We start from the raw sequence: 21533 nt of genomic DNA, 5'->3' as shown, positions 1-21533 counted from the left end.
AACACAAGCCAAAAATTGCAAAAGAGTATGTCTTTGCCAACGCTACAAACAGAACGGAAAATAAAGTACGAAAACACAACAATGTGTATAAGTAATAGCGGTTTAAATGATAAAACGAAAGTTAAAATATAAAACAAAGGTCAGTGCTAAACTGAAAAGTTAGTGAGTAGAAATCCGCTACTCCTCATACACTAGACCGTTACAAGCAATTTGATGAACAACGAAAAATTTTTCTCAACCGAATTAATTCTTCAAAATGAATTGATTTTAATCCGACCGTTGAAAGAATCGGATATTAATGACATTGAACGCATAAGTTATTCAAAAGAACTTGGGGAATTTGGTGCTAGAGTTAAAAACAGAAACAATTTAATGGAATATTTTAATTATTGTTTTTCTGCAAAAGAAAAAAAGACTCTATATCCATTTATGATTATAGAAAAGGAAAATCAAAAACCAGTTGGAGTTACAATGTTTGGAAATATTGATTTCTACCATAAAAGATTAGAAATTGGATGGACTTGGATTGCGGAAAAATTTCAAGGAACTGGAATTAATGCCATCTGCAAGAAACTGCTTTTGGATTACTGTTTTAATGAATTAATGTTAAGAAGAGTTGAATTCAAAATTGACATAAAGAATATCAAATCTCAAAAAGCAATAAAGAAACTTGGAGCTGTTAGGGAAGGATTACTTCGGAATTACAATATCCAATCATATGGGGAAAGTGAAGGAACTTATGTCTATAGTATTTTGAATAAAGAATGGAAATAAAAACTGCTTGTAACAATGTATAACCGCAATTACGGCGGATTCGACTACGTCCGAATCCACTCGGAATTGCTAAGGCTAGTGTTTAATCCGAAAATAATCGCTAATTTACCCGTAACTGACGGTTATACTAACCGTTGTGCAACATTTAATAGCAACCGCAAAACCAATGAACGAAGAAGTTAACAAATATCTGAACGGAGTTAAAAAATGGAAAACTGAATTGACCAAACTTCGTGAAATCATATTGGAATGCGGATTAAAAGAAGAATTTAAATGGATGCATCCTTGCTATACTGACAATGGAAAAAACATTGTGCTAATCCACGAATTCAAAGACTATTTTGCGATTTTGTTCCATAAAGGAGTTTTGCTCAAAGACCCTGAAAATATTTTAGTCCAACAAACTGAAAATGTCCAATCGGCAAGACAAATTCGATTTACAGACTTACCAGAAATTGAGGAACTGAAACCGACAATTAAGGAATATATAGAAGAAGCTGTCGAAATTGAAAAGTCGGGAAAGAAAATTGAAAAGAAAAAAACATCTGACTTCAATACACCGAAAGAGTTAGAACAAAAATTTGAGGAAAATCCTGACTTTAAAAAAGCATTTAAGAATCTTACGGCAGGAAGACAACGAGGTTATTTGTTGCACTTTGACAAACCAAAACAATCGAAAACCAAAACATCTCGAATTGAACAAAATATGGAGCGAATTATGGACGGTTATGGATTGAACGATTGTGTTTGCGGACTTTCAAAGCGTAAACCAAATTGTGATGGTTCACATAAACAATTAGAAAAAACTGAATAAAAAAAACGTTGCACAACAATGGCTATAAGTAATTGCTTCTTCTCGTCTACTTCTGAAAATCCTCGCGGATTTTCAGCTTGGTGTGAACTTGCAAAGTTTAGTGCTAACCCACGCAACTACTCATAGCCGAGACCGTTATGCGCAAAAAGAGAACAAACTAAATGAATCATACAACAGCTGACATAAAATTTGAAGAAATATCCCCAAAAAGTTTTGAGAATTTATGTTATGACTTGCTAATAAGATACAATTATTCTAATCTTATTTGGCGAGAAGGAGGAGCAGACAACGGAAGAGATATAGAAGGAATAAAAGTATTTAGTAATCAAATAAAACCAATTGAAACTAAATGGTTCTTTGAATGCAAACATTATACTTCTGGAGGTGTTCCACCTGATGATTTAACTTCAAAAATTGCTTGGGCTGATGCGGAGCTTCCTGACTTTTTAGTTGTATTCATAAGCTCTTATCTCACTAATAATGCTAGAACTTGGATTGATAAAATTTCTGTGCAAAAACCATACGAAATAATAGTCATTGAAGGAGAAGAACTCAAAAACAGAATCGTAAAGTTCTCGGATTTGGTAGAAACTTATTTTTCAATTGATAGATATCTACTTCTATTTAAGGAAATTCAGAATTATAAGACCAAATTCAATATCAAACCAAGCTTTGAATTTCTAAAAGAAATCATAGAAAACATAAATTTTGAGAGACTAACATTTGACGAAATTGGCTTTTTAGCGATTAACTTTTACGAACAATATGAGCTATTTGAAAGCAGAAATGATTACTATGGAGACTTTGACAAAACAATAATCTATAGACTTCTCGAATACCTAAAAAATAATCTAGCTAATACTGAATTAAAAACTTTTGAAGAATACCAAGCAGATTTCAGTGATTTAGGTGGTCGTGGAATTTTTGATGAAATATATTGGTTGGAAGAAGGAGATACTGAAGATATGAAAGAATATGATTTTCAATACTATGATTTGCACTTAAACCCATCTCAAGAGCAAAGTAAATGGAAAATTGGACACTACCTTTTTGTAAGATTTCAAGATGTTGCATTTGAATTTTTTGAATCAGATGAGATGGAGATTAGAAAAATTGAAGAATTTAACTCTGACAGAATGGATGAACTCGTAATTGGATTTAGCTCTGACAGAATTGAATGGTATAAAAAATATTTAGAATATTTCAGCGCATAACAATGGCTATAAGTAATTGCTTGTTCTCGCCTACTTCTGAAAATCCTCGCGGATTTTCAGTTTGGTGTGTACTTGCAAAGTTTCGTGCTAACCCACACAACTACTCATAGCCGACACCGTTGTAAGTAATGCGGAAATCGAGCTGAAATTGAACATTTGAACTAAAAAAGCCAACGCGCAAACAGCACATTTATTTTTTTGCCAACACGAAAGCCAACGCTGAAAAAATAAAAGAGCTGTTTCTTGCCAACGCTCGGAATAATATTAAATTTGAGAAAAAAGATTAAAATTTTATGAGCTTATTTCAGAACTCTGTTCTAAACAAATATTTAAAAGGATTGGAGTCCGAAAAAGTTAATCAAGCTTACGAACGATTTACAAGCCATTTCCACAATCCGACTATTCAAGAAAACATTCGGAATTCCAAAGAAGAACAATATCAAGGCGAATTTCTGATTGACCTTTTTGTAAACGTATTTGAATACGTTAAGAATCCGACACCTGATTTTAATCTTACAACGGAATTAAAAAACATAAAAGGCTCAAAAAAGACAGATGGAGCAATTTTAAAAGGCGAAAAAGCACTTGCGGTAATTGAACTGAAAGGAACAAACACAACCGATTTAAGCAAAGTAGAAACCCAAGCATTTGGATATAAAAACAACCAACCTGGTTGTAATTATGTAATTACTTCCAACTTTGAGAAGTTGCGTTTTTACATTGACAACGCAGTAGATTTTGAGGAATTTAATTTATTCCAATTAACGAAAGAACGTTTTGATATCCTTTGGCTTTGCCTTTCGTCTGAATATCTTTTAAAAGACATTCCTAAAAAAATTAAGGATGAATCCTTAACGCAAGAAGAGAAAATTACAAAAGAACTTTACAAAGACTACGCATCTTTTAGAAATGAGGTTTTTGATAGCATCCAAAAGGAAAATCCACATTACGACAAACTAACCTTATTCAAAAAAACGCAAAAATTACTTGACCGTTTTTTATTCATCTTCTTTGCAGAAGACAGATTATTACTTCCACCTAATTCAATTAGGTCTATAGTAAATCAATGGACAGATTTAAAAGATAAATACGATGAGTATTTTCCTTTGTACGACCGTTTTCAAAAGTATTTCGGTTATATGAATTCTGGTTATAAAGGACAGCTACACGATATTTTTGCTTACAATGGAGGTTTGTTCGCACCAGACGAGATTTTAGACAACATCAAAATCAATGACGACTTACTTTATAAACACACAGTTAATTTAAGCAATTACGATTTTGAAAGTGAAGTTAGTGTAAATATTCTTGGTCATATATTTGAACATTCTTTAAACGACATTGACGAAATCCAAGCAGAAATTCAAGGAGTTTCAACTGAACAAAGCAAAACAAAACGAAAAAAAGATGGAGTTTTTTACACGCCAAAATACATTACCAAATACATTGTAGATAAAACTGTTGGTAAACTTTGTGAGGAAAAGAAAATTGAACTTGACATACAAGAAGCTGAATACGAAAAAGAACGTAAAGGAAGAAAGAAAGCAACTCTAAAAAACTTAACTCAAAAATTAGAAGTTTACAGAAATTGGTTGTTACAAATTACTATTTGCGACCCAGCTTGTGGTAGTGGAGCTTTTCTAAATCAAGCATTGGAATTTCTAATAGCCGAACATCAATACATTGACGAATTACAAGCCAAACTTTTCGGAGACGCAATGGTTTTGAGCGAAGTTGAAAATGCAATTTTAGAAAATAATATTTATGGAGTTGACATCAACGATGAAAGTGTAGAAATTGCAAAACTATCACTTTGGTTAAGAACAGCACAAAAAGGCAGAAAACTAACGTCATTAAACAATAATATTAAATGTGGTAACAGCTTAATTGATGACCCAACTTTTGCTGGAGAAAAAGCTTTTAATTGGAATAACGAATTTCCAGAAGTTTTTTCAAATGGAGGTTTTGATGTTATTATTGGAAATCCACCTTATGTTAGACACGAGATTATTAAAGAGTTTAAACCTTCATTTCAAAAGGAATATGAAACTTATTTAAGTACAGCAGATTTATACGTGTATTTTATTGAATTAGGCATCAAAGCTTTAAAAACAAACGGATTATTAGGTTTTATTAATCCAAACAAATTTATCAAAGCATCTTATGGTAAAAATTTAAAGCAGTTTTTAAGTAAATTACAAATTGAACAATTAATTGATTTTGGAGAATTAAATGTTTTTCAAGATGCTGTTACTTCACCTCTGATTTTGATAATTAGCAATAAAGCCTTTGACTATGATGCTAAATATCTTCAAATTCAAACCCTTAAAAATTTAGATATTAATTTTAGTCTGACAAATGAGGGAATAAATCTAAAACCTGAAATCTTTCAACAAGAAAAATGGAATTTAATATCAGAAAAAGAACTTTCAATTATAAATAAAGTTCAAAACAATGGAATTTCCATTGCTGACAACAAAGAATTAGATATTAAATATGGTTTAAAAACGGGTTATAATGATGCTTTTATAATAAGCGATGAAGTACAAAAAAATATAATTACAAAAGACCCAAAATCTGCCGAATTAATCAAAAAATTTATTGATGGCGATGATGTTCGGAAATTTGAAATTAGAAGTAAAGGAAAACATTTAATTTGTATTCCAAGTGGTTATACAGATTTTCAAGGAGATTTTGAAGATGAAAATGATGCGTGGTTATGGCTAAAAACTAATTTTTCTGGAATTGCTGAATTTTTAGAACCATTTAAAGAAAAAGCAAAAAAACGTAGTGATAAAGGTAAATATTGGTGGGAATTAAGAGCTTGTGATTATTACAATCTTATTGATAACCCAAAAATTATTTATCCAGAAATTGCAATGAGTTCACGTTTTGCATTTGACGAGGAAAGCACGTATATAAACAAAACAATATTTTTAATTAATAGTTCAAGTCTTTCCTTATTAGGTTTGTTAAATTCAAAACTCATTTGGTATTATTTAATGAATATTTGTGCTTCACTTGGCGACCCAAAAAATGGTGGAAGATTGAATATGCAAAGAATCTATTTAGAAACTATAAGTTTTCCAGAGCATTTAATAATTGAAAGTTCAGATTTGACTGAACCTGCTAAAACTGTAAGAACTTTATATACTTCTCTTAACAAAAAGATTAATCGTTTTAGAAAAAGAATATTAAACACAGAAAGTTTTGGCATTGACAAACTATCTAAAAAGCTAAACGAGTTTTACGATTATGATTTTAAAACCTTTTTGGCAGAACTTAAGAAAAAGAAAGTCACATTAAGTCTTTCTCAACAAGACGAATGGGAAGAATATTTTGATGAATATAATAAAGAGATAAACGAGCTTAAAAGTCGTATAAATGGAATTGAAAACGAAATTGATAATTTGATTTATAAGCATTATGAATTGACTGAAGAGGAAATTAAAATAGTAGAAAATGCCAACGCATAAGCCATACACATTTACAGTCGCATCAGCCAATGCTACACCAAAACTGTAAAAGAGTATGTCTTGCCAACGCACACATTTGAGCTAAATAACAAACATCGGAAAACCAAGCAGAACGTAAAAAGCACTACTTACAACAACGTATATAAAACATAGCTATTATAGGCTTTTCGAGAGGTTTTTGTATATTTACAAAGTACGCCAAATTTTTTATTTGGTTATATTTATAAAAGAAGATTAAACATAAAAATAAAAAATTCGGCTCGTTCTAAATCCGAAAAGTTAGCGTTTATTTATACGCTACGTTTCATACACAAGACCGTTGGCAGTAATTTGAGAAAAGAATGAACATTGAACATTTATTGAATAAAGGATATTTTCCTAAAGAGCTTCCACCATCATTCTTTACTGAATTATTTGGTAACGATTATGCAAATATTTCGGCATTAGCTGATTCGACCAAAGATGCAAGCTTAACAGTCTTACAAAATACCGTAAATGCAATAACCGGATTATCCAGAGCTGATAAGACAGAAAAAAAAGTTAGATTAAAACAAATTTTCAAAAATCGCCTAAATTATTCTGACTGTAGTCAATTTAACATTCCAAAAAGCGGAATTGCGAGAAAAATAATCAAAATACCAAACCCAATTCATCAAGGTAAATTATCTCAAGCAATTGTGGACAATTATACAGAGATTGCAAAACTATTTAATGATTCTAATTTATCGACTACAAAACCACAAATCGAAACGGAACTTGAACAAAATAAACGTTCAGTAAAACACAATGACTTTAGCTTCTTTAAAGAATCAGGAATAATAAACTCTTTTAAATATGCAGTTCAATTGAAAACTGATATTGCGAAATTCTATCCTTCGATTTATACACATTCAGTTCCTTGGGTAACATTTGGAGGAAAAGACAAATACAAAAGGAATCGAGCGTTAAATAATACAGACCCATTAAAAATTAGTAATATATATGGAGATGATATTGACAACAGGCTTATGTGGTGTCAAAATCAGCAAACAATGGGAATTCCAATAGGTCCAGACACCTCATTCATTATAGCAGAAGTTATTGCTTGTCATATTGATAAACATCTTGAAAAAAAACTGAAATCAAAAAAGATAGATTTTCTTGGTTATAGATATTATGACGATTATGCACTATACTTTAATTCAGAACTGGATGCTCAAATTGGTTTATCAGAATTGAAAAAAGTTCTAAATGATTTTGAGTTAAAAATAAATGATGAAAAAACAGAGATTTCAAGAACACAAAGTGAATTAGAAAAACCTTGGGCACTTGATATAAAATCATTTTATTTTAGGCCTTCTGAGAATGACCAAAAGGATGATATATGGAATTTCTTCTCTATTGCCTTTAGACACGCACAAGAAAACCCAAAAGATAGCGTACTAAAATTAGCTTTAAATAAATTTAATTTTGTTCGTATTGAAGAAGAAAATTGGGATTACTTCGAGTCTTTGCTTTTCAGACTTGGTTTAATTGAGACAAGTTCTTTAAATAAAATTGCTAAACTATTAATTACGTACGAAAAATTAGTTTCAAAGAAACGCTTAAAAGAGTTTTGCTTCGAGATTATCAAACGGAACTACGAAAACCAACACGATTTTGAACTGACTTGGTCACTTTGGATTTTAAACGAATTTAAAATTCAACCAACCAAAGAAATTTATGAAATGGTTTTTAAAAGTAAAAGCGTAACAGGAATTATTGTTGGACTTGACTTATTTCAGCAAAATAACAGAATTAAAAACTTTGATTTCACTTCAGTAACTGAAATAATAACTACGGACAATTTAAATAATAAAGAGTGGCTTTTAGCTTATGAAACAGTATACAAAGATTGGATACCGTCTTTAAGTAAATCAATTATTCAAGACCATTTCTTTTTTAATATTTTGGAATCTCGGGATATATTTTTTTACAACAATTCAAGAAAATTAGAACCCTTAAAAGTAGAAAGGTCATACCTCAAGAAAATTGAAGTAAAACTCAAGCAAATAACTACGTACATATCTAAAAACAAATTTTCCAATACTGAGTTAAAAAGTGAACTTATAGAATTAAGCGAAAATTTGAACTTGTCTGACTTAACCCAAACTACAGACCGAAAAGAAATTCAAAAAAAACTATCAGACTCTGATTCGAAAATAAAAGAATTGATAGATAAAATAGAAGCTGTAAAACTTGAATTGAAAAAATTCGATAAGAAAAAGCCATATTTCGTTGTTGGTAAAAGACTTGAAGAACTTTCTGAATTGACAAGTAAGGAAATTGAAGCAGAAGCAAAACAAAATAAAGGTTTGTTATTCGACCCAACGTATGAATAAAAACTACTGCCAACAATGTATATAAAACATAGCTAATATAGGCTTTCCGAGAGGTTTATGTATATTTGGTAAGACCGCCAAATTTTTAAATTTGGCTTTTAATAAAATAAAGATAAAAAGAAAAATTTAAAAATTCGGCTCGTGTATAATCCGAAACGATAGCGTCTTTTTACACGCTACGTTTCATATACGGAGACGTTGTGCAACATATGACAAAACAACCGAAATTTAAAATAGAGTGGATAATTGACCTGATTAAGGAGCAGGAGCAGGAACCTGAACGGACTGACCTAATTGAGCAATTGGAAAATTCGGAAATCAAAGAATGTTTTAGACAGGCTTATGTGAGATTTGTAAGCGGATTTAGACCTAATCAATCAGGTTCTGAATGGCAATTCGAAGAATCTATTGAATTGGAGCATCCGACAGAAGGAACAATTGTTTTGGACATTTTAAAAAACGGCAAAATTGGCGGAATTGAATTCTTGAATTATATTCCGCATTATTGATTTACAGACATAAAACTGACTGAATTTTATAAACAGAAAAAAAATACGTTGCACAACACAGTATAAAAATAATGCGTAGTTTAGTACAAAACTTTAGGTTAGTGCGTATTTGGTCACTCTGATTTTCCTGCGGAAAATCCTCGGACACAAAACCGCACTATTCTTATACAAACCGTTACCTTTTATACGGATTCTCACTCAGACTTATAAAACTAAAAATGAGAATTTGTGCAAAACACTACACGGAATCTTACTCAAACGGAATTTAGCAAGTTTGCGGATTTAATTACTGAACTGAACTCTGAAACTCACTCAAGCGGAATTCAAAAACTTATCGGAATACAACACGGAATAAAGCACGCGGACTTCCCTACTCAATCGGATTTTGACTGAACTAAACGGAATCGAATAATGAAATCGGAATAAAGCTCTGAACTGAAAAATGTACAAAAGGTAACAACGTTTATAAAAAATTGCTACTTTTAACAAAAAACGGAATATAGTCGCTAATTTATCAACTTCTGATTTTCCTACGGAAAATCCTCGTCGCCAAATTCGCAACTTTTCATAAACAAAACCGTTGTGGCACATATTGAAAAAAACAACAATCGTCATATTATTAACAATGATTTCTAATTCAGCAATTGGACAAAATTTGAATGGAAAATGGATTCTAAAAGACGTTGATTCCGGAATTGGTAAAAAGGGTTATCCTGGATTTCAACTTATGGAAATTAAAAACGATACAGTTGACATTTACACTGATTTTTCGCTTACCGAAAAAGCTACGACACTGAAAATGGATAATGGAGATTTCTTGAACAACAATAATGAGAAAACCTCAAAATACGAAATCGTTAATGAGAATCATCTAAAGTGGTTTATAAACGGAAAATCAAACGACAAAGACGCTGTTTTTGAATGTGACTTTTATCGACTCGAACCGACAATAACAACGCTGAAAAAAGAAGATATTGAAAAAATGACTTTCGTGTTGACTGAAAACGGACGAGAATCGGAATTTGAATTTAACAAAGAACTTTGGGATAAAGAAAGACTGGAACTGTTTAAGATAAAAGAAGGAGAGAAAAAAATGATTGAAAAAATTGACTTAACGTTTTTTGTTTCTATGTATTTTAAAGGAAAAAGAAATGGTACAATTCCAATCAAAGAAGTTACGTCGGAATTTTTAAAACTTTGTTTAATTCCAACTGGACCAACGGAAATGATAGCGTATCGAAAAGAATAAAATACGTGCCACAACAACGTTTATAAAAAATTGCTACTTTTAGCAAAAACGGAACATAGTTGCAAATTCACCAACTTCTTATTTTCCTACGGAAAATCCTCGTCGCCAAATTCGCAACTTTTCATAAACAAAACCGTTGTAAGTAATAGCGGAACACACTCAGACGCAATCAATTTGAGATTAAAAATCTGAATTTTTAAAGATAATAACGCAGAACAAAACTCTGAATTTCTAACTCAAAACCGGAGAAAAACAATGCGGATTTAATTACTGAATTGAACTCTAAAACTCGCTCAAAACGGAATTGTAAAACTCTTAAGCCGATCAGAACGCCAAATCTCACTCTCGCGGAATAATCAATGAATTAAACTCTGAATTTGATTTGATTAACTGATTTTGAATTCTGAATTTAAAACTCTGATTTCAGAATCATAAAAACGTAAAAAAACTACTACTTACAACAACGTTTATAAAAAATTGCTATTTTTAACCTAAACGGAACATAGTCGCTAATTTATCAACTTCTGATTTTCCTACGGAAAATCCTCGTTGTCAAATTCGCAACTTTTCATAAACAAAACCGTTGCACGTAATGCCAATTCTACTCAGTCTAGGTCTAAAACTAGGGCTGAATTTATAGAATTAGTGTGTAGTGAAGCGGAAAGTGTTGCGGTAACTGAAAGGCGGAAAGGATTACGGAAAAGTAGTTTTAAAATCAATCGCTCTAGGCGGATAAATCTAGCATGTTTTGAAGCCTAAGCTGGATAGAGTTTTAACTGAAATATATGCTTTGGGGAACAAGTTGTCTGCTGAAAGTTTAACGATAAATGTTGCTTTAAAAAGCAACTTGGTTACGGGGGATAGTGGAGGTTTGGTTTAGGCTAAATCTGTTAATTAGGAAAGAAACGCACTACGTACAACAATGGCTATAACTCATGGCTTGTCGCTCGCGGTGCTTTTTGTATTTTGAGAAAATAAAAAAAAGGCACCTGTCGCTTGCCACAAGTCATAGCCGGGGCCGTTGGCAATAATTATGAAAAACACATTTTACATATTTGCAATTATCATTTTATTTACCTCTTGTATAGAAGAAAAAAGAGTGATTGAAAAAATTGATTTTGAAAAAAAATATAAATTCTCATCTGAAATAGAGAATGATGTTGAAAAAGATACTCTTCCTTGGAAGCATCAAATTTCAGCTTCTAACTATGCTTTAAAAGGAGATTATAAAAATGCTTTAATTCAATGGGATTTGGCAATGGGAACTACAGAAAAAACCTTTTCAAAATCCCAAATAGATTCTATTAATCAGAAGTATTCTAAAATTAAAGCAAGTGAGTATATTATAGAAAAAGCAAAGGAGAATCAAGTAATAATTATCAACGAAGCTCACCACAATTCGTTTCATCGAGTATTTACAAAATCACTTCTTCAAAAGCTATTTGAAAATGGGTATAAAAATTTAGGACTTGAGGCATTAAAAAATAATGATAGTTTAATTTCAGTTCTTAATCAAAGAAAATACCCAATTCAACAAACGGGTTTGTATATCAAAGACCCTCAATTTGGCAATTTAGTTAGAGATGCTCTTGAAATTGGGTATGAACTATTTGCTTATGAAAATATGGGGAAAGGAAGTGGGAAACCAAGAGAGATTGAACAAGCAAAAAATATTGAGAAGGTAATCAATTCCAAACCAAATGAAAAATTCTTAATCCATTGCGGTTATGACCACGCTTTAGAGGGGAATCATAGCTCTTGGGAAAAAGCAATGGCTGGAAGATTAACTGAATATACAAACATAAATCCTTTGACTATTAATCAAGTAGTTTATAGTGAAAAAAGTAAATCTGAATACAATCATCCTCTTTTAAAAGCATTAGATATTAAAGAATCGTCAGTATTGATTGACAAAGATAATAAGCCATTGAGCTATCAACGTGGAGAGGCTTGGACTGATATAGCTGTGCTTCATCCAAATACAAAATATATTGATGATAGACCTAATTGGTTATTCGAAAATGGAAATAAAAACGTTTCTATTTCATTGACTGATATTCAAATTGATTTTCCAGTTAAGGTTTTAGCTTTTAAAAAAGGGGAAGATATAAATTTAGCTGTTCCAATTGATATCACAGAAGTTGAAAGTAAAAAAGATAACTGTAATCTCGGATTGAAAAAAGGAGTTTATGAAATTGTAGTTACAAATGAAAAACAGTCTTTTAAATTTGAACAGAAAGTAAAATAACTATTGCCAACAACGTATATAGCTCATAGCTAATTAGTTTCTTAATCGAAGTTAAGGCATATTTGGAAAGTCGCCAAATTTTTAAATTTGACGATTCACAATAAAAAAGATAAATAGTAAAATTTAAAAATCTGGCTTGTGCTTAATTCGAAGATAATTGCTAATTTACAAGCTACAAGCCATATACAAAACCGTTGGCAGTAATTTGAGAAACGAAATGCAAACATTCAGAATTAAAGGTAAGAGATTAAAAAATTGGAAAACATTCCACTCTGAATTTAAGAAAGAAATGAATTTTCCAGATTATTATGGAGAAAATATGAATGCTTGGATTGACTGTGTTGACGAACTGACTGATAAACCAACTCTATTGGAAATTGATAACGGAAAATATCTAAAAGAAAATGCACCTGAATTGTTAAACGCAATTTTGGAATGTGGAGCTTTCGTTAATTATAGAAAAATAGAAGTTGGAGAAAAACCGAATTTGATAATTTCAACTAATAGTTAATTGAAAAAGTCTGGATATAAATATCAAATTGAGCAAGAACTCGACAAGAAAAATTGGGAAATAGCCCTAATTGATGAAAGCCGAGAATGGTGGGATGATGAACATTGGAAAGTTCAATTTAAATTCGACCAAAATATTTTCTTTTATCTATGTTTTATAGTTGACCCTCAATTCGAGAGGCAAAGGAAAAAAGGACAAGGAATTTATGAAATCAAAGCATCAACTGAATTCCCTAAAAATTGGAACGATGATTCGAGTGAATTTGCTTCTATAAGTATGACAAAAAGAAAGTTTGAAATAAAACTAAAGGAATTTATTCAAGATTTAGAAAAGTATAAAAAAGAAAAAACTACTGCCAACAACGTATAAAATTAATTGCTTGGTACTAGCCTACTTACGAAAATCCTCGCGGATTTTCTATTCGGTTTGTATCTGCTAAATTAGTTGCTTAAACAACGCAACTAATCTTATACAAAACCGTTGTAAGCAAGCTGAAAATGACATTCGAACAATTAAATAAACATATAATTCCGATGACCGAATTTACTCTTAAATGGAGATTTACGGAGGAAGAATATGATTGCTTACCTGAACAACATTTGAATGAATTAAAGCCTTTAGACAAAGTTGGAGCGGAATTTCTTGCTGATTTTTTAAGTGATTGCAAAGTCCATAGTGAATTGCCTTTTAAGAATGGAATGTTTCGTAATTTGGACAAGACTAAAATTCTGGAAAATAATGACAAAGAAATAACGAAATGGCTTTACCAAAGAGCAATTCCTTTTGACAAAGAAGTTTTCCTCTCTTGGGACGAAAATAACGGGATGATAATCAAATGGAAATTTGTAATTAAATATTGGAATTCGATTTTTTATGGAGGAGCTGATGATTTGACAGTTTTTGACCAAAGCCTTGAATGGACTTTGTTCTTTTTCCACGAAGACGAAATTCATTTTGGAACAAACAAAAATTATGAACCAATTGCAGAATTTGATGAAAAATGGTTTGTGATTTAATAATAAGCGGAATAAAAAGCCAGCTTACAACACCGTATATAATTTATTGCTAGTTCTAGCCTACTTACGAAAATCCTCGCGGATTTTCTATTCGGTTTTTATTTGCTAAATTAGGTGCTTAAACCACGCAACAAACCATATACATCAACGTTGTAACACATTAGTCAACGCAATGATAATTGAACTAAGCAGAAAATATACCGCATCATAAAATAATGAGAAGAAAGGCTCTTTTAATAATTTTAATATTAGCTCTGATTGGATTTGCATCTTTCTACGTAGCAGATAATCTGTGTAAACTTGAGGATAAATGTCCTAATTGCCCGAAAATTTCAAGAGATAAAGAATTCTCCCAACAAATGGGATTTTATATTACAGATTATAAGAATTTTATTCCAGAATTTGAATTAAAGTATCACAATGAAATTGTTAAATTGAATGATGTGTGGATTGAAAAACAATGGTATTTTGACTATGAATCTTGTTTGTGTCCAAAACTACGACTTGCAAGAGGGTTTAATGTTATCATTGACTTTGAAAAATCAAATGAGAATTCATTTTTATTTAGCCTAACACCAATAATTGATGGAAAAATAGATAATACTAATGGAGGAATCGAAAAGAGGAGAAAAACAATGTATTTTGAGTTTTTTCCTGATGAAATTTATCTACAATTGAAAGAAAAGAATCCGAATAAAGAAATTGGTTGGAAAGAGAGAATAGTAACAGACACATTAGTAATTAAATTGAAAAAATAACGTGTTACAACAACGTTTATAAAAAATTGCTATTTTTAACCAAAACGGAACTTTGTTGCAAATTTATCAACTTCTGATTTTCCTACAGAAAATCCTCGTCGATAAATTCGCAACTTTTCATAAACAAAACCGTTGCCAATAATTATGAAAAAACTACTGACAATCATACTTTTAATCCCTATTTTAAACTTCGGTCAATCTGAAAAATCTTATTTGGAATTAATCGATGAAGCAAAAACTAAAAAGAACTCATCGGAAATTGAAAAATTGATTATTGGAACTTGGGAATTCCAAAAACTAACTGATAAAAATGGAAAAATAATTTCTCAACGAAATCATGTAGTTAACGATACAATAACAGCATTAGAAAATATCTGGCGACCAAGTATGCAGATAAATAAAAACGGAACTTATAAGTTAATTGGTTGTGAAAATCCGACAAATTGCGAAACAGGAAAATGGATATATGATAAGGAATTCAAATTATTTCGGATGATCTATGATAAACCAAAGTACAATGTACCTATTGACAGAGTTTCACCTGAACTTTTAGAAAAACTAAAAAAGTCAGGAACATTAAAGGAGTTCACGAAAAATGAAATTGAATTTGTAGAAATAACGGAAAATGAATTGAAAGTATTTGACCTCTTACCAAGTGACGGAACTGAGTTAAAATATAATATACTTGTGTATAAAAAAAAATAACTATTGGCAACAACGTGTAAGCGCAATAACTGCGGAATTTTCTGCCGAAAATTCCATGCGTTTTTGCTATCTTTAGTAGCGGCGGAAAATACTCGCGTATTTTCACGTTACTGACGCTTATACAAAACCGTTGGCAAACATTTGACCGACATAACGCAAAAATTAAACATTATGAGTGATAAAGACGAAAATAACAATTCATCATCAAACGATTCGGATTCAAATAGTAGTTCAGGAAATTCAACACCTTATCGTGATTCGAATACATATGTTGAAAGAACTGAAAATCAAGACGGAAGTGTAAAGAAATAAATTGCTGAATAAATTAATACGATTATTAGTCCGATAAGAATTGATTTATTTGCCCAATCAAAAAGTCGAACACGATTTTTTAAATTTTCTTTATTACTTTCAATAGCGATATTTAAGGAATAAACTCTATTCCTTAAAATCTGTTTTGTCTGACTTTTATCGGATTTTTTATTAAAAAGGAAATCTTGAATTAAATTATTTGGAGAAGCACCTTTTAAAGCGACTTTGTTCGGATAAATAACTTTTATCAATAAGAACAGTACGAATCCAAAAACAATGCATAAAACAATGCTGATTTGGATTAAAATAGACTTTATGTCAAAAGAATTAATCTGACTGACCAAATAGCCGACTATTGTTGTGAAAATAACAACGAGAACTTGAAAAAGTGTATTTGATTTGTTTGTAATAATATCTTCCGAACTTGATAAGTCTTCAAGATTTAATTCGGCTTCGGATTTTATAATTTGTAAATTTTCAATGCTTAATTTATCTAATAATTTAATATTTAGTTTATTTTTCATAATCTGAATTTAAAATGTTAATGTAAAAAGAAAAAACGATTTGCCAACACCGTATATAATTTATTGCTAGTTCTAGCCTACTTACGAAAATCCTCGCGGATTTTCTATTCGGTTTTTATTTGCTAACTTAGTTACTGAATCACGCAACAAACCATATACAAAACCGTTGGCAACAAGCTGAAAAAATCGAGAATGGAAACAAAATCAATCGAACAATTAGAAAAAGATATTTGGAAAAACCCTTCCGAATTTCCGACTGATATGGTTGAAAAATGTTATCGTTATCGGAAAATAAGTATTGCGGAATTAACTAACGAGCAAATAAGACTTTTGATTTCTCAAAAAATAGGAATTGAGTATTTAATCGGAATTGCACTCGAAAAACTCGAACGGAATATTTTGACCGAATGTGACTTTTACGAAGGCGATTTACTTGTTGCTGTTTCAAATTTACCGACTGAATTTTGGAATACAAATCAAGCTGAATTTCTGAATTTTAAAAAAATTGTGGAACAGAATTCGGAATTAATAAAAAATGAACTCGGAGAAAAGAAGTTTGACAGAATAATTGAAAAACTAACTTAAATGAATAATATAAATTTTAAAAAATGGGCTTTCCATTTTATGATTTGGATTTTAATAATTAATATTATTTCCTTCTACCTGACAATTAGTTACACAAGTTTATTTAATGAAGGAGACAACACAGCAGAAGTTTTATTTTATTTTGGAATTTTAGGAACAGTTTTGCTTTTATTGAGTCTGATTTTTATAATTTTTAGTACAATAAAAAAAGAGAAAAAAAATTATCAATATTGGATTTCAATAGTTGGACTTGTGGTTTTTGGAGTTTTACCAATTTTAGGAAGTTTATTTTTAAATTAATTAGAAAAAAATGGAACTGAATGAATAAAAGCCAGTTGCCAACAATGTATAAAATTAATTGCTTGGTTCTAGCCTATTTACGAAAATCCTCGCGGATTTTCTATTCGGTTTTTATTTGCTAAATTAGTTGCTTAAACCACGCAACTAATCTTATACTAGACCGTTGGCAATAATTAGAAAATGAACCCGAGAAGCCTTAAAATATTCAAAAAGAAAAAAGGATTTTATATTTCTCCTGAAAATATTGTTGCGATTTCTTGGACAATCTTAATATTTCTGATTTACTATTTGAAAGCATCGTACGAATTTAATTTTAAGGGTTGGGAAACTGGGATTTTGATTTTTGGAACAATCTACATAATTGGACTTATGATAAGTACATTTTTTAGATATGAAAGAGAAATAGGAGAATATTCTGGAAAAATAACTTTTTGGAAAGACAAAATACAAATTGGAGATAAAGCATATAACCTTGGACAAATAAAAAAGATTGAATTTATAAATGCTTATGACATTAAAGGAATGTTTGTGAATTCAATGCTGAAATTTTCTCCACATTTATCAAATGGAATTGATAATGAATTTTCATTAATATTAAAAAATGGAGAACCAATAAAATGTAATTTCTTGCAAACTGAAAGTGAAAAGATTGAGTTTTTTAAAGAGGTTTTTGTTCATTATCATAAGAAAGGAATTATCAGTTGGTTACAACTTTTAGAAATTTTGAATATTCAGGATTATAATAAAATACAGGAATTTAAAGAAGAAATAACTATTGCCAACAACGTGTATAGCTCATTGCGGCTGAATTCCTAATCGGAATTCATTGCAATTTGCTATCTTTAGGTCACGGCGGAAAATTCTTGCGGATTTCCCACAACAAGCCATACACAAAACCGTTGTAAAACATTAAAACGATTTTACAACACTGCATAAACGTAATGCTTAGTACAGTGCTTAAAATCAAGTTTAGTGTTTCAAATACCATAATTAAAAACTTATTGGCTCACCGTCTTCATCTAATTTCACAAAGGCAATTACCAAGTCATTAAACATATCATTTGGTTGCCCAGAGTACTCAAACTCTTCACCATTCCAAGTCGCTACTTGATAGCCTTCGTCATTCCATTCAGGACATCTGCATAATGCCATTTGTCCATATTTTAAATCTTTTGTTCTTTCTAATCCTACGTACATATCTATAAGTTTTTAATTATTAGTTTATCGTTTAATTCAAAGTTCCGTGTTTCAAAGTCGCACTACGCTTATGCTCACCGTTGGTAGTAATTAAAAACCAGAAATGAAATGGCATTTATAATGGGAATAATTTTAGGTCTAATAATACCTATAATTTTAATATTTATTGTTAGTTCTATTATAGCTCTTATATCTGGATTTTTAACATACTTTTTATCCAACAATAAAAAAAAGAAAAGAAAAATATTTATTGCTGTTGTTGCTCCTTTTCAAATTTTATATTCTTTTTTTCTCACCTTATTAATTGGAGGACTAATTATTTCTGAAACAAAAAACATAGACATTGGAATTGGAGATTCTTGGTATGTACCATTAAATGATTCTTGTGAAATATTTATGATTGATATTACTGACAAAGCTTTTCTAAAATGTAATGAAGAAACTTTATTAAGTAACATCACTGAATTACAATTGACAAATAATAAAGTTTATGGAAAAACAAATGACAGCGAATATTTTAGCTTAAATCTGAATAATAATATTACTCAACATTATTTAAATGAAAATGACTTAAAAGAAAGTGAGAACTTAACTGTTTTAAATTTACAAAGAACGGAGGATTTTTATAACAACCGAAAATGGGAATTAACTAAATTTTGGATAATTATAGCTCTCATATTAGCTACATTTTTTTCTGTTTTTGGATTTTTTATTTTGTATAAAATTGCACTTTATAAATGGAAATTGAATTTTAATAAGAAAAAAACTACTACCAACACCGGCTAAACTTCATGCGGGTTCTGTGCTTTCTCAAAGTTTTGTGTATATTTACTAAGTCGCCAAATCTTATTGATTTGGCTTTGTGAAATCAAAGAAACAAATCCAAACAAAAAGCTTCGGCTTAGTACGTGTTCGAAAATCTTGCCGATTTTCTTCCCGCACAAAGCCTAGCCAAAACCGTTGTGTGCAAGCAGAAAAAACGATGAAAATTAAACTGATTAGCGTAATATTAATATTTACGAGCATATTATCATTTGGACAATCTGTTTCGAAAAGTGAATTGAAAAAAATGCTTAAGGAAACTTTAGTCAAATCGAGAAATTATGTATCAGACGCGACTAATTCTTGGTATTATGACAATACCGAAAACGATTATGAAACTCAAGATATTTTGACTTTTAACACTGCTCGAAGTTTTAAAAGAGATTATTGTAAAATAATTAATTGGACTTTCTATGAGTGGAATAAATTTCGACTCGAATTCGCTGATTACTGTAATGTGCAAAAAACGGCCATAGTGAGCCACCTGCAGCGGATTAAAGTGAGCATAGTGCGGCGGATGAAATTGAGCCACCCACAGCGGATGAAACTGAGCCACTAAAAAAATCGATTCTATTTGTACGGCATTTTCGATCTTTTACCTAAAAAGATCATGGCCAATAAACAAATAGATATGCGTAAAATAAAACAGATATTTAAGCTTTACAGTGAGGGTGTCAGCAAGCGAAAAATAAGCCTCCAACTTGACATTTCACGTAATACCATCGATAAGTACATCGATTTCTTCAAACGATATGGGTTAACAGGCTATGAAGTGTCAGCCATGACCTTAGAAGAGTTGGACAGACTTTTTAAATCGGACCAAAAAACCAAACCCGAACAGCTTGTTATATTAGAAAAGTACTTTCCTTATTTTGATAAGGAGCTTCGCAAAACGGGCGTTACCAAAGAACTTTTATGGCAGGAATATTATGCCAAGCATCCTAATGGCTATAAACTATCCCAGTTCAGATACTGGTATCGAGAATGGAGCAAGGAAGTGTCGCCTGTAATGCATTTTACACACAAAGCCGGCGATAAATTATTTATAGATTTTACAGGAAAGAAACTCACCATAGTGGACAGGCACACAGGAGAAATCCAGGATTTAGAGGTTTTTGTGTGTGTTTTGGGCAGTAGCCAATATACTTATGTAGAAGCCTGTGAGAGCCAGAAGAAAGAAGACTTTATGGCTTGTGTAGAAAATGCACTTTGGTTTTATGGAGGCGTACCACAGGCTCTAGTGCCCGATAACCTTCGGGCAGCTGTTAATAAAAGTAGTCGCTATGAACCTAGAGTTAATGCAGATTTTGCAGATTTTGCAGAACATTACGACACTGCAGTATTACCTACAAGAGCCTACAAACCTCGTGATAAGGCCATTGTAGAGAATGCCGTTCGCATCATATATACCCGTGTATTTGCACCGCTCCGCCATCAAACCTTTCATAGTAAATCAGAGCTTAACAAGGCCATATTAGAGCAGCTTAAAAAGCATAATGCTATGTCTTTTAGAGGGCGCGAGTACTCCAGATATTCTTTGTTTGAAGAAATCGAAAAACAAGCCTTGAAACCCTTACCAGAAAAGCGCTATGAAATTAAGAGGCAGTCCAGAGCTACCGTTCATAAAAATAGCCATATATACTTTGGTAAAGACAAACACTATTATAGTGTGCCTTACCAACATATTGGCAAACGTGTTAAAGTTATATACTCTGAGAGTGTCATTGAGATCTACCATCAAAATGAACTGTTGACCTTTCATGCAAGGGCGCCTAAGAAATACGGGTATACGACCACCAAGGAACATATGCCCTCACACCATCGCTTTGTTAGTGAATGGAGCAGTGAAAAATTTATCGATTGGGCAGGCCACATAGGAGTACATTGCCAAACCATGATTATTAAAATCCTGAACAAAAAACAACATCCAGAACAGTCCTATAAATCCTGTTTAGGTATACTTCACTTAGCCAAAAAAGTGGGAAAACAGCGCTTAGATAATGCTTGTAGACGTGCTTTGGATTATGACTCTTATAATTATAATATGATAGAAAACATACTAAAAAAAGGATGGGACAAACTAGATGAAACCATAGAGGAACCCGTTGATATCCCCAACCATAATAACATTAGAGGCAGTCACTATTATAAATAAAATT

The 21533-nt window shown here is 31.2% G+C and carries 21 protein-coding genes; 19 read left to right on the top strand and 2 right to left on the bottom strand.

The features are described 5' to 3' along the window. Nucleotides 1-213 precede the first annotated feature (213 nt). The 14 genes from ACR9EA_RS07630 (at nucleotide 214) to ACR9EA_RS07565 (ending at nucleotide 15946) form a co-directional block, all read left to right on the top strand. On the top strand, nucleotides 214-774 hold the full coding sequence (locus tag ACR9EA_RS07630) for a GNAT family N-acetyltransferase (RefSeq protein ID WP_435139308.1): 561 nt from the start codon (nucleotides 214-216) through the stop codon (nucleotides 772-774). A gap of 166 nt (nucleotides 775-940) precedes the next feature. Continuing rightward, nucleotides 941-1588, top strand: coding sequence for a DUF1801 domain-containing protein (locus tag ACR9EA_RS07625; protein ID WP_435139306.1), 648 nt, complete (start codon nucleotides 941-943; stop codon nucleotides 1586-1588). Nucleotides 1589-1749: 161 nt separating this feature from the next. After that, a complete protein-coding gene (locus tag ACR9EA_RS07620; RefSeq protein WP_435139304.1) occupies nucleotides 1750-2802 on the top strand; it encodes a restriction endonuclease in 1053 nt (350 codons plus the stop codon). A 293-nt stretch (nucleotides 2803-3095) separates the two neighbouring features. Then, nucleotides 3096-6278 carry an Eco57I restriction-modification methylase domain-containing protein gene (locus tag ACR9EA_RS07615; protein ID WP_435139302.1) on the top strand — a complete coding sequence of 1061 codons (3183 nt, stop codon included), beginning with the start codon at nucleotides 3096-3098 and terminating at the stop codon, nucleotides 6276-6278. Nucleotides 6279-6619: 341 nt separating this feature from the next. Continuing rightward, on the top strand, nucleotides 6620-8638 hold the full coding sequence (locus ACR9EA_RS07610; RefSeq protein WP_435139300.1) for an RNA-directed DNA polymerase: 2019 nt from the start codon (nucleotides 6620-6622) through the stop codon (nucleotides 8636-8638). A 209-nt stretch (nucleotides 8639-8847) separates the two neighbouring features. Further along, nucleotides 8848-9147: a hypothetical protein gene (locus ACR9EA_RS07605; protein ID WP_435139265.1), complete on the top strand. Its 300-nt coding sequence runs from the start codon at nucleotides 8848-8850 to the stop codon at nucleotides 9145-9147. Nucleotides 9148-9739: 592 nt separating this feature from the next. Beyond that, nucleotides 9740-10396 (top strand): hypothetical protein, encoded by a 657-nt coding sequence (locus tag ACR9EA_RS07600; RefSeq protein WP_435139259.1) that lies wholly within the window; start codon nucleotides 9740-9742, stop codon nucleotides 10394-10396. Nucleotides 10397-11429: 1033 nt separating this feature from the next. Next, entirely contained in the window at nucleotides 11430-12644 is a 1215-nt protein-coding gene (locus tag ACR9EA_RS07595; protein ID WP_435139298.1) for a hypothetical protein, read from the top strand. 205 nt (nucleotides 12645-12849) lie between these two features. Then, entirely contained in the window at nucleotides 12850-13155 is a 306-nt protein-coding gene (locus ACR9EA_RS07590) for a barstar family protein (RefSeq protein WP_435139296.1), read from the top strand. After that, complete coding sequence (locus ACR9EA_RS07585; RefSeq protein WP_435139294.1) at nucleotides 13156-13524, top strand: hypothetical protein; 369 nt, start codon at nucleotides 13156-13158, stop codon at nucleotides 13522-13524. It begins immediately after the preceding gene. Between the two features lie 128 nt (nucleotides 13525-13652). Then, complete coding sequence (locus ACR9EA_RS07580) at nucleotides 13653-14171, top strand: hypothetical protein (RefSeq protein ID WP_435139292.1); 519 nt, start codon at nucleotides 13653-13655, stop codon at nucleotides 14169-14171. Nucleotides 14172-14386: 215 nt separating this feature from the next. Next, nucleotides 14387-14929 (top strand): hypothetical protein, encoded by a 543-nt coding sequence (locus ACR9EA_RS07575; protein WP_435139290.1) that lies wholly within the window; start codon nucleotides 14387-14389, stop codon nucleotides 14927-14929. A gap of 144 nt (nucleotides 14930-15073) precedes the next feature. Beyond that, nucleotides 15074-15634: a hypothetical protein gene (locus ACR9EA_RS07570; RefSeq protein WP_435139288.1), complete on the top strand. Its 561-nt coding sequence runs from the start codon at nucleotides 15074-15076 to the stop codon at nucleotides 15632-15634. 141 nt (nucleotides 15635-15775) lie between these two features. Further along, complete coding sequence (locus tag ACR9EA_RS07565) at nucleotides 15776-15946, top strand: hypothetical protein (RefSeq protein WP_435139287.1); 171 nt, start codon at nucleotides 15776-15778, stop codon at nucleotides 15944-15946. On the opposite strand, the gene ACR9EA_RS07560 is transcribed toward ACR9EA_RS07565, so the two are convergent. Then, nucleotides 15922-16470: a hypothetical protein gene (locus ACR9EA_RS07560; RefSeq protein ID WP_435139285.1), complete on the bottom strand. Its 549-nt coding sequence runs from the start codon at nucleotides 16468-16470 to the stop codon at nucleotides 15922-15924. The two genes, ACR9EA_RS07565 and ACR9EA_RS07560, sit on opposite strands and share 25 nt — an antisense overlap. Nucleotides 16471-16662: 192 nt before the next feature. Between ACR9EA_RS07560 and ACR9EA_RS07555 the strand changes: the two genes are divergently transcribed. The 3 genes from ACR9EA_RS07555 to ACR9EA_RS07545 all read left to right on the top strand — a co-directional run bounded on the left by ACR9EA_RS07555 (nucleotide 16663) and on the right by ACR9EA_RS07545 (nucleotide 18171). Continuing rightward, nucleotides 16663-17055, top strand: coding sequence for a contact-dependent growth inhibition system immunity protein (locus ACR9EA_RS07555; RefSeq protein ID WP_435139283.1), 393 nt, complete (start codon nucleotides 16663-16665; stop codon nucleotides 17053-17055). Next, the gene (locus ACR9EA_RS07550; protein ID WP_435139282.1) at nucleotides 17056-17355 is read left to right on the top strand and encodes a hypothetical protein; all 300 of its coding nucleotides are present in this window, start codon (nucleotides 17056-17058) and stop codon (nucleotides 17353-17355) included. A 180-nt stretch (nucleotides 17356-17535) separates the two neighbouring features. Next, nucleotides 17536-18171, top strand: coding sequence for a hypothetical protein (locus tag ACR9EA_RS07545; RefSeq protein ID WP_435139281.1), 636 nt, complete (start codon nucleotides 17536-17538; stop codon nucleotides 18169-18171). A gap of 174 nt (nucleotides 18172-18345) precedes the next feature. On the opposite strand, the gene ACR9EA_RS07540 is transcribed toward ACR9EA_RS07545, so the two are convergent. Further along, nucleotides 18346-18507, bottom strand: a complete 162-nt coding sequence (locus ACR9EA_RS07540) for a hypothetical protein (protein WP_435139280.1) — start codon at nucleotides 18505-18507, stop codon at nucleotides 18346-18348. Between the two features lie 153 nt (nucleotides 18508-18660). On the opposite strand from ACR9EA_RS07540, the gene ACR9EA_RS07535 reads away from it, so the two are divergent. Both ACR9EA_RS07535 and istA read left to right on the top strand, forming a co-directional pair. Continuing rightward, nucleotides 18661-19338 carry a hypothetical protein gene (locus ACR9EA_RS07535; protein ID WP_435139279.1) on the top strand — a complete coding sequence of 226 codons (678 nt, stop codon included), beginning with the start codon at nucleotides 18661-18663 and terminating at the stop codon, nucleotides 19336-19338. Between the two features lie 646 nt (nucleotides 19339-19984). Beyond that, nucleotides 19985-21529, top strand: a complete 1545-nt coding sequence (gene istA, locus ACR9EA_RS07530) for an IS21 family transposase (RefSeq protein WP_435134522.1) — start codon at nucleotides 19985-19987, stop codon at nucleotides 21527-21529. Nucleotides 21530-21533: the final 4 nt, after the last annotated feature.

The organism is Formosa sp. A9 (assembly GCF_051200825.1).
Classification (GTDB): Bacteria; Bacteroidota; Bacteroidia; order Flavobacteriales; family Flavobacteriaceae; genus Formosa.
The sequence above is the reverse complement of the archived record's forward strand: the minus strand, read 5'-3'. Positions and strand labels throughout refer to the sequence as shown.

What these genes read in the sequence shown, in the direction of transcription:
- ACR9EA_RS07630 (WP_435139308.1), top strand. Translation starts at nt 214, where the DNA reads ATGAACAACGAAAAATTTTTCTCAACCGAATTAATTCTTCAAAATGAA.
- ACR9EA_RS07625 (WP_435139306.1), top strand. Translation starts at nt 941, where the DNA reads ATGAACGAAGAAGTTAACAAATATCTGAACGGAGTTAAAAAATGGAAA.
- ACR9EA_RS07620 (WP_435139304.1), top strand. Translation starts at nt 1,750, where the DNA reads ATGAATCATACAACAGCTGACATAAAATTTGAAGAAATATCCCCAAAA.
- ACR9EA_RS07615 (WP_435139302.1), top strand. Translation starts at nt 3,096, where the DNA reads ATGAGCTTATTTCAGAACTCTGTTCTAAACAAATATTTAAAAGGATTG.
- ACR9EA_RS07610 (WP_435139300.1), top strand. Translation starts at nt 6,620, where the DNA reads ATGAACATTGAACATTTATTGAATAAAGGATATTTTCCTAAAGAGCTT.
- ACR9EA_RS07605 (WP_435139265.1), top strand. Translation starts at nt 8,848, where the DNA reads ATGACAAAACAACCGAAATTTAAAATAGAGTGGATAATTGACCTGATT.
- ACR9EA_RS07595 (WP_435139298.1), top strand. Translation starts at nt 11,430, where the DNA reads ATGAAAAACACATTTTACATATTTGCAATTATCATTTTATTTACCTCT.
- ACR9EA_RS07580 (WP_435139292.1), top strand. Translation starts at nt 13,653, where the DNA reads ATGACATTCGAACAATTAAATAAACATATAATTCCGATGACCGAATTT.
- ACR9EA_RS07575 (WP_435139290.1), top strand. Translation starts at nt 14,387, where the DNA reads ATGAGAAGAAAGGCTCTTTTAATAATTTTAATATTAGCTCTGATTGGA.
- ACR9EA_RS07570 (WP_435139288.1), top strand. Translation starts at nt 15,074, where the DNA reads ATGAAAAAACTACTGACAATCATACTTTTAATCCCTATTTTAAACTTC.
- ACR9EA_RS07560 (WP_435139285.1), bottom strand. Translation starts at nt 16,470, where the DNA reads ATGAAAAATAAACTAAATATTAAATTATTAGATAAATTAAGCATTGAA.
- ACR9EA_RS07555 (WP_435139283.1), top strand. Translation starts at nt 16,663, where the DNA reads ATGGAAACAAAATCAATCGAACAATTAGAAAAAGATATTTGGAAAAAC.
- ACR9EA_RS07550 (WP_435139282.1), top strand. Translation starts at nt 17,056, where the DNA reads ATGAATAATATAAATTTTAAAAAATGGGCTTTCCATTTTATGATTTGG.
- ACR9EA_RS07545 (WP_435139281.1), top strand. Translation starts at nt 17,536, where the DNA reads ATGAACCCGAGAAGCCTTAAAATATTCAAAAAGAAAAAAGGATTTTAT.
- ACR9EA_RS07540 (WP_435139280.1), bottom strand. Translation starts at nt 18,507, where the DNA reads ATGGCATTATGCAGATGTCCTGAATGGAATGACGAAGGCTATCAAGTA.
- ACR9EA_RS07535 (WP_435139279.1), top strand. Translation starts at nt 18,661, where the DNA reads ATGGCATTTATAATGGGAATAATTTTAGGTCTAATAATACCTATAATT.
- istA (WP_435134522.1), top strand. Translation starts at nt 19,985, where the DNA reads ATGGCCAATAAACAAATAGATATGCGTAAAATAAAACAGATATTTAAG.